The sequence below is a fragment of the Methylobacterium sp. J-068 genome (assembly GCF_022829445.1).
GTDB lineage: Bacteria > Pseudomonadota > Alphaproteobacteria > Rhizobiales > Beijerinckiaceae > Methylobacterium.
This window is the reverse complement of record NZ_JAKSXY010000050.1, coordinates 22,491-29,207: the sequence shown is the minus strand read 5'-3', so window position 1 is coordinate 29,207 and position 6,717 is coordinate 22,491. Positions and strand designations below refer to the sequence as shown.

Annotated in this window: 7 protein-coding genes; all 7 read right to left on the bottom strand. The window is 70.1% G+C overall.

Annotation, left to right across the window (positions count from 1 at the left end):
* A partial coding sequence (locus MKK54_RS05875; protein WP_244009850.1) for a YcjX family protein occupies nt 1-591 on the bottom strand: 591 nt, incomplete at its 3' end.
* A 148-nt stretch (nt 592-739) separates the two neighbouring features.
* Nucleotides 740-1,894 (bottom strand): hypothetical protein, encoded by a 1,155-nt coding sequence (locus MKK54_RS05870; RefSeq protein ID WP_409564134.1) that lies wholly within the window; start codon nt 1,892-1,894, stop codon nt 740-742.
* A 180-nt stretch (nt 1,895-2,074) separates the two neighbouring features.
* Entirely contained in the window at nt 2,075-2,593 is a 519-nt protein-coding gene (locus MKK54_RS05865; protein WP_244009848.1) for a SixA phosphatase family protein, read from the bottom strand.
* 48 nt (nt 2,594-2,641) lie between these two features.
* Nucleotides 2,642-3,622, bottom strand: a complete 981-nt coding sequence (locus MKK54_RS05860) for an aldo/keto reductase (RefSeq protein WP_244009847.1) — start codon at nt 3,620-3,622, stop codon at nt 2,642-2,644.
* Nucleotides 3,623-3,711: 89 nt separating this feature from the next.
* On the bottom strand, nt 3,712-4,563 hold the full coding sequence (locus MKK54_RS05855; RefSeq protein WP_244009846.1) for an AAA family ATPase: 852 nt from the start codon (nt 4,561-4,563) through the stop codon (nt 3,712-3,714).
* A gap of 91 nt (nt 4,564-4,654) precedes the next feature.
* Nucleotides 4,655-5,305 (bottom strand): hypothetical protein, encoded by a 651-nt coding sequence (locus MKK54_RS05850; protein WP_244009845.1) that lies wholly within the window; start codon nt 5,303-5,305, stop codon nt 4,655-4,657.
* The gene (locus MKK54_RS05845) at nt 5,302-6,543 is read right to left on the bottom strand and encodes an ATPase (RefSeq protein ID WP_244009843.1); all 1,242 of its coding nucleotides are present in this window, start codon (nt 6,541-6,543) and stop codon (nt 5,302-5,304) included. The genes MKK54_RS05850 and MKK54_RS05845 overlap by 4 nt, the downstream gene beginning before the upstream one ends.
* Nucleotides 6,544-6,717 lie beyond the last annotated feature (174 nt).

The following is a 6,717-nucleotide window of genomic DNA, read 5'->3' as shown; positions in this document are numbered from 1 at the left end:
AGCGGTGCTGGCGTGCTCGGCCACCACCTCGTCCAGGGGCCCTTGCGGGTCGAGGGTCGTCAGGGTCTCCAGCCAGGGCGCCGCCATCGCGCCGCGTCCGCTGCGGCGGGTGCCCGCGATCGTGGCGCGCGACCAGGCGGTGTAGGTCTGGTCGATCAGCGCGAGGTCGAGCAGCCATTCGCCGGGGTAGTCGACGACGTCGAGCATCAGCGTGCCGGGGCCGGAGCGCCAGCCGCCCGAGCGCTCGTACTCGATGGCGAGGCGGAACTGACTGATCCGATCGGTGGAGCGCGGCCACAGCCTCTTCTCGGTCAGCGCCGCGTAATGCTCCTCGAAGGGAAAGCGCGGGATGTCGTCGTCGGGCTGCGGCACCAGCCGGGCGCGGCGCAGGCGGCCCTCATGCGCGGGCGCGAAGGCCGGCAGCGCGTGGGCCTCGACGAGGTGGTGGATCAACGCGGTGGTGAAGACGGTCTTGCCCGATCGCGCGAGACCGGTGACGCCGAGGCGAAGGGTCGGCTGGATCAGGAGATCGCTCGACGCCTCGGCGAAGGCCTTGACCGCGGAACCCGCACGCGCGGCGAAGCTGTTCATGGCAACCTGTTCTCGGGAAAACGGATCGAAGGGTTTGGCGGGCGTGCCGGGCGGCTGGTGGGGAGGTGGCGCCACGGAGGCGGTCCCGCAAGGCTTTGCGGAAACGCCGGCCCGGCGGATCTCGAAGGGAGAGGGTTGCGGTGTTCGGTCAGGGTGCGAGCGCGGCCGGACTGGTGGCGTCCAGGCGCGCGACCGCCGCCTCGACCAGGGCGGGGCTCGCGCGAAGGCTGCCCAGCTCGACGCTCGACATGGCGAGCATCACCGGGCGCAGGTTGGGCAATGGCCGACCCTCGGCATCGAAGAGCTTCAGGTCGTCCTCGACCTTGAGGCCGACGCTGGCGGCGATGCGCGTGGCGTAGTTGCGGATACGAGTCTCGTCGTTGGCGCAGAGCGGGGCCGGCACGCTGAGATCGAGAAGCGGCAAGCCCGGCAGGCCCGCCACGATCGCCGGCAACGCGGCGGATTCGGCGACGAACCGCTCCTGAAGGCCGGCGGCGGAAGCCGTGCGTGCGCGTGGCGCCGCGCGCTCGGCCGGTATCGATCTGCCCAGGACGACGCTCGGCTCCACGAGAAGGACCGACGGCTTGGCGATCACCTGCGAGGGTTTCACCAGGAGTTCCGACGGGCGCACCAGGAGGGCGCCTCCGCTCGGACGCGCGGCGGGAGCGGCCTTCCCATCGGCAACGGGTCTCGGCGCGACGCTTGCCGCGCGGGCGGGGTGCGCCCGCCCGCTTATCCGGGCCAGGGGCGACCAGGGCTGAATCCGGAGCTGCCCACCGCGCGCCGCGACGGCGGCCCGGGGAACGCCGCCGCGCGGATGGCGAGCGAGGAAGCGTGCCCGCAGGGTGCGGCCGATGCCGCGCGGCGCCAGATCCGGTGAGAGTCTGGGGCCGGAGCCCCGCGCCGCGAGGGGCGTGCCGGTGCCGATCCGGCACTCCGCCGGAGCCCAGCGCCGGACGATGGCGAGCGCGGTGCGCCGACCGAGCGCACGGTAATAGCGCCGGAGCAATTGGGCGGCCGCGTCGGCGCCGTCGGCGGCCGTGGCGAATCCCGTATGCCCCTCCGCATCGGCGCCGATCTCGCCGGTCCAGCGCGCGCGCTTGATGCACCAGTAATTGTTCAGCTTGACGCACCGCGCCACGAAGGACGGCTCGGTCGCCGCGTAGCGCGCCACGAGGGCGAGGGAGGTCGGGCGCAAGGCCTCGCCGGCCTGGAACCGCCAGTTCGAGACGGCACGCGCCTCGGGCTGGAAGACCGGAAACGAAGCCGGTCGATCCTCCACGGTCGAGATCAGCCTGCCGATGCGGTCGAGTTCGGGGCGGATCGCCCGAACCGAACCGTCCAGGCGTGGCAGCAGCGTCGTGAGAACGAGGAGCGCGGTCAGGAGCACGGGGTCTGCGAGGCTTGCCGGGGACCAGGCCAACGGCCGAGGTCCCGCGAGGGTTCAATCCGCCATTGGCTTGGATCGACGGCTTGGGGTCGATCAATCCTCGATGTCGAGGTCCTTCGGGGCGACGAAGCGGTCGAGGCGACCGCTTGCCGAGGCGAGCGTGCTCCAGGCCTCGCCCTCGAAATCGATCACGACGATCGCGGCGGTGGGAAACTCGGCGGTCAGGCGCTTGCGCCCGGCCTTGTCCCCCGAGCCCGCGAGGCGCAGAGCCAGTTCCTGAAGGCCCGGATTGTGGCCGATCATCAGAAGGCTCCGCGCCGCGTCGGGCGTCGATCGCACCACCGCGAGGAGCGCCGTCTCGGGCGCCTCGTAGATCGACGCCACGATCTCCGCCTCCGGTCCCTTCAGGGCGGGTTGCACCGCCTCCCAGGTCTGGCGCGTCCGCAGCGACGGCGAGATCGCGATCGCATCCGGGTTCAGTCCCTCCGCAGCCAGGTAGGCTCCCATGCGCGGCGCGGCCCGCTTGCCGCGCGGGTTCAGGGGACGATCGAGATCGGCGACGCCGGGGCTGCGGTCGGATTTGGCGTGACGCAGGAGAATGAGGCGACGCATGCGGGAGACAACCTTCGGGGCGTGAACGGGGAAAGCCGGTGCCGGCGGTCAGGAGAACCCGACGACGGGATGGGGCGTGTAGGGCGCCTCCAGCGCCTTCGTCTCCTCGGCGGTGAGGACGAGGTTCAGGGCCGCGACGGCATCGTCCAGATGGCCGGGCCTGGAGGCGCCGATGATCGGGGCCGTCACGGGGGATTTCCCAAGCACCCAGGCCAGCGCCACCTGCGCACGCGATACGCCGCGCGCGGAGGCGATGGCGGCGACCTGCTCGACGATGGCGCGGTCGGCGGCCTCTGCCGAGGCATAGAGGTGGCGCCCCACCTCGTCGCTGTCCTGCCGGACGCTGCGCAGGTCCCAGTCGCGGGTCAGGCGCCCGCGCGCCAGGGGGCTCCAGGGCAGCACCGCGATGTCCTGGTCGACGCAGAGCGGCAGCATCTCCCGCTCCTCCTCCCGGTGGAGCAGGTTGTAATGGTCCTGCATCGTCGCAAACCGCGTCCAGCCATGGCGGTCGGCGGTGAACAGCGCCTTGGCGAACTGCCAGGCGAACATCGACGAGGCGCCGATGTACCGGGCCTTGCCCGCCTTCACCACGTCGTGCAGCGCCTCCAGCGTGACCTCGATGGGCGTGCCGTAATCCCAGCGATGGATCTGGAACAGGTCGACGTAGTCGGTGCCGAGCCGTTTCAGGCTGGCGTCGATGGAGGCGAAGATCGCCTTGCGCGACAGGCCGCCGGCATTGGGCTGGCTCTTCAGCGGGAAGTAGCACTTCGTGGCGAGCACGATCGCGTCGCGGTCGGCGAAGTCGTGCAGGGCCCGGCCGACGATCTCCTCGCTGGTCCCGTCCGAGTAGGCGTTGGCGGTGTCGAAGAAGTTGATCCCGAGGTCGAGGGCCTGCCGGATCAGCGCGCGGCTCTCGTCCTCGCGCAGGGTCCAGGGATGGGGGCCGCGCTCGGGCACGCCATAGGTCATGCAGCCGAGGCAGAGCGGCGAGACGTCGAGGCCGGTGCGGCCGAGCTTCTTCGTGATCATCGGGACGATCCGCTCCGGGGAGAAACGCGCGGGAGACCCGTCCTATCTGGTCTCTCGCGGGGCGGATGCCAGGGGTTGGGCCGGCCGTCTCAGCCGCCCCGCTGTTCGCGCCGCATCATGAAGGCGAGCTTCTCGAAGAGGCTGACATCCTGCTCGTTCTTCAGGAGCGCGCCGTGCAGCGGCGGGATGAGCTTGCGGCCGTCGCGCTCGCGCAGGGTCTCGGGCGCGACGTCCTCGGAGACGAGGAGCTTGAGCCAGTCGAGCAGTTCGGAGGTCGAGGGCTTCTTTTTCAGACCCGGCACCGCGCGGGTTTCGAGGAAGACCCGCAGGGCCTCCTCGACCAGCCGATGCTTGATGCCGGGGTAATGCACCTCGACGATGGCCTTCAGCGTGTCGGCATCCGGAAACGTGATGTAGTGGAAGAAGCAGCGGCGCAGGAAGGCGTCCGGCAGTTCCTTCTCGTTGTTCGAGGTGATGATGACGATGGGGCGCCGCTCCGCCCGGATCGTCTCGCCGGTCTCGTAGACGTGGAACTCCATCCGGTCGAGTTCGGTCAGGAGATCGTTCGGGAACTCGATATCCGCCTTGTCGATCTCGTCGATGAGCAGGACCGGCCGCTCGGGCGCCGTGAAGGCCTCCCACAGCTTGCCGCGCCGGATGTAATTGCCGATGTCGGACACGCGCGGATCGCCGAGCTGGCTGTCGCGCAGACGCGAGACCGCGTCGTACTCGTAGAGGCCCTGTTGCGCCTTGGTGGTCGACTTGACGTTCCAGGTCAGGAGCGGCGCACCGAGTCCCTTGGCGATCTCCTCCGCCAGCACGGTCTTGCCGGTGCCGGGCTCCCCCTTCACCAACAGCGGCCGCTCCAGCACGATGGCGGCGTTGACCGCGGTGGTGAGGTCGGAGGTCGCGACGTAGTCGGCGGTGCCGGAGAAGCGCATGGAGGGTCTCGCGGAAGGAAGGCAGGCCGAGGGGTTAAGCCTCGGCTCGCCCCCTCGCAAGGTCGGGACAGGGGCTCGGCCGTCGGGACGGTCAGAGCGTCTTGCCGTCGTGCCAGACGCAGTTCGAGGCGAGGATGCCGAGATTCACGTCCGATTTCTGCGGCTGCGGCAGGGTCTTGCCGTCCATGGCGAGGTCGATCTTGATCTCGACCTGCCCCTTCGCCTCGTTCTGGCGGCGGGAGAAGTAGCAGTATTGCTGGAACGGCTGCTCCTCGTTGGCGCGGAAGTTCCAGCCGGTGACGATCTGGCCGTCCATGTAGGGCACCTGCTTGAACACCGTGAAGGTGGTGTTCACCGGGGCCTTGGAGGCCGGCGCGGCGTCGCTGCCGAGCTGCGCCTTGGTGGGCGTCGGCGTCGAGGCGGCCTTCGGCAGGGCGCCTTCGAGCTTGAGCACGTTGTCGGTGAGGGTGACCTCACCCTTGGTCTTGAGCGTCACGTCCGAGAGCGCCGCCTGCATCGCGGCGGCGATCTTCTCGGCCGCCGAATCGAACTGGTTCATGTAGGCGTAGCCGTAGGAGGCGGCGCCGACGCCGATGCCGGCCAGAAGCGTGAAGGCCCCGGCCCCGAGGGCGCGGAACAGGAAGGCGCGGGCGGCGACCATCCGGGCCTCCGCGCGCAGGCGGCCATTCACGCTCTGGGCGAGGACGACGTTCTCGGGCGTACCCGGCGCGTGGATGCTCATGCGCCGGCTCCCGCGCTCGCGGTCTGGGCCGGAGGCCGCCGGTCGATCGGAATCACCGCGCCGCCGGCCCCGGACTGGGCGGGGGACGCCCCGCCGGGCGCGGGCGTCGCCTGCGCGGCCGCCGCCTCGTCGGGGACCGGGCGCCCGTGCGTCAGCGCCATCTCCTGCCGCAGGGCGTCGGTGATCGAGTCCAGCATGTAGGGGGTCGCGGCCGGATCGACGGTGGCGCCGAGGTCGTCCTCGTCCATGAAGGTCTTGCGCACGGAGACGGCGCAAAGCGCCAGGATCGTCGAGGCGAAGGCGGCGCAGAGCGCCGGCACGAACACGAAGATCCGCAGGAAGGCGTGCACCTGCGCCTCGCTCACGTCGATCGGGTCGACGCCGTAGACCATCGCGGTGAAGGAGTGCAGCTGCGAGCGGTTGACCGAATTGCGGTAGGTCTGCTCGGCATCCGCGACCTTGCGCTCGGCCGCGCCCCGGTCGAGTTCGCCGCGCGCCTTGCGGGCCTCCTCGAGGAGCTTCGTCACCGCGCCCCGATCCGTTCCGGCCTTGGCGACGCTGGCATTGAGGGTGGCGGTGCGCGGGTCGGTCACGCACTTCATGTTGGAATAGCGCTGCCCCCGGCTGTTGGTGCCGTAGACGCGCTCACAGCGCTGCGGCGGCAGCCCGGCGAGCTGGCTGGCGTTCTCGGCCGACCGCTTCTCGATCTGGTCGAGTTCCGTCGTGTACTGCGCCACCCGGGCGTCGGCGGCCGCGATGCGGTTGTCGATGGTGCCGCGATCAGCCTGCGCGTCCTTGAGGGCGGTCTTGGCCTTCGCGGCATCCATCAGGCGGGGATGGAACATCATCTCGCCGAGCTGCGAGACCGACTTCGTCGTCACGCCGGCGGCGAAGACGATGCCCACGATGGCCAGCATGCGGATGAAGTAGGAGCGCTGCGTCCGGGCCAGGATGCCGAGCGGCACGCGGCACAACTCCACCGCCGCGTAGACCAGCGGCGCCAGGAGCATGAAGTAGAACGCCTTCGAATCGCCGTCGCTGTAGACCCCGGCGAACAGCCACGCGCCCCAGAGCGAGGCGCCGATGACCATGAACTCGACGAGGTAGGCGATGCCGACGTAGCCCCACTTGATGCGGTAGCCCTTCTCGACGTGACGCTCGTGGGTCCACCGATCGGATTCCCGGCGCCAGTCTCGGGCTTCGCGCTGCACGTCCCGGTTGGGCGGCGTCTTTCGCATGGGGCACTCGTGTCTCGAAACGCGACGATCGCGCGCTTAACCGAACCTAAAGGGTTTGCTTATGCGCATATTGTGCCGTTTTTGCGCCGCGTCACGCGCCCCCGCAGGTCACACTCCCCATCCGAATGGTCGCAGCCGGCCATTTTCCCGTTTCCGGATGTATACGGTTGCGCC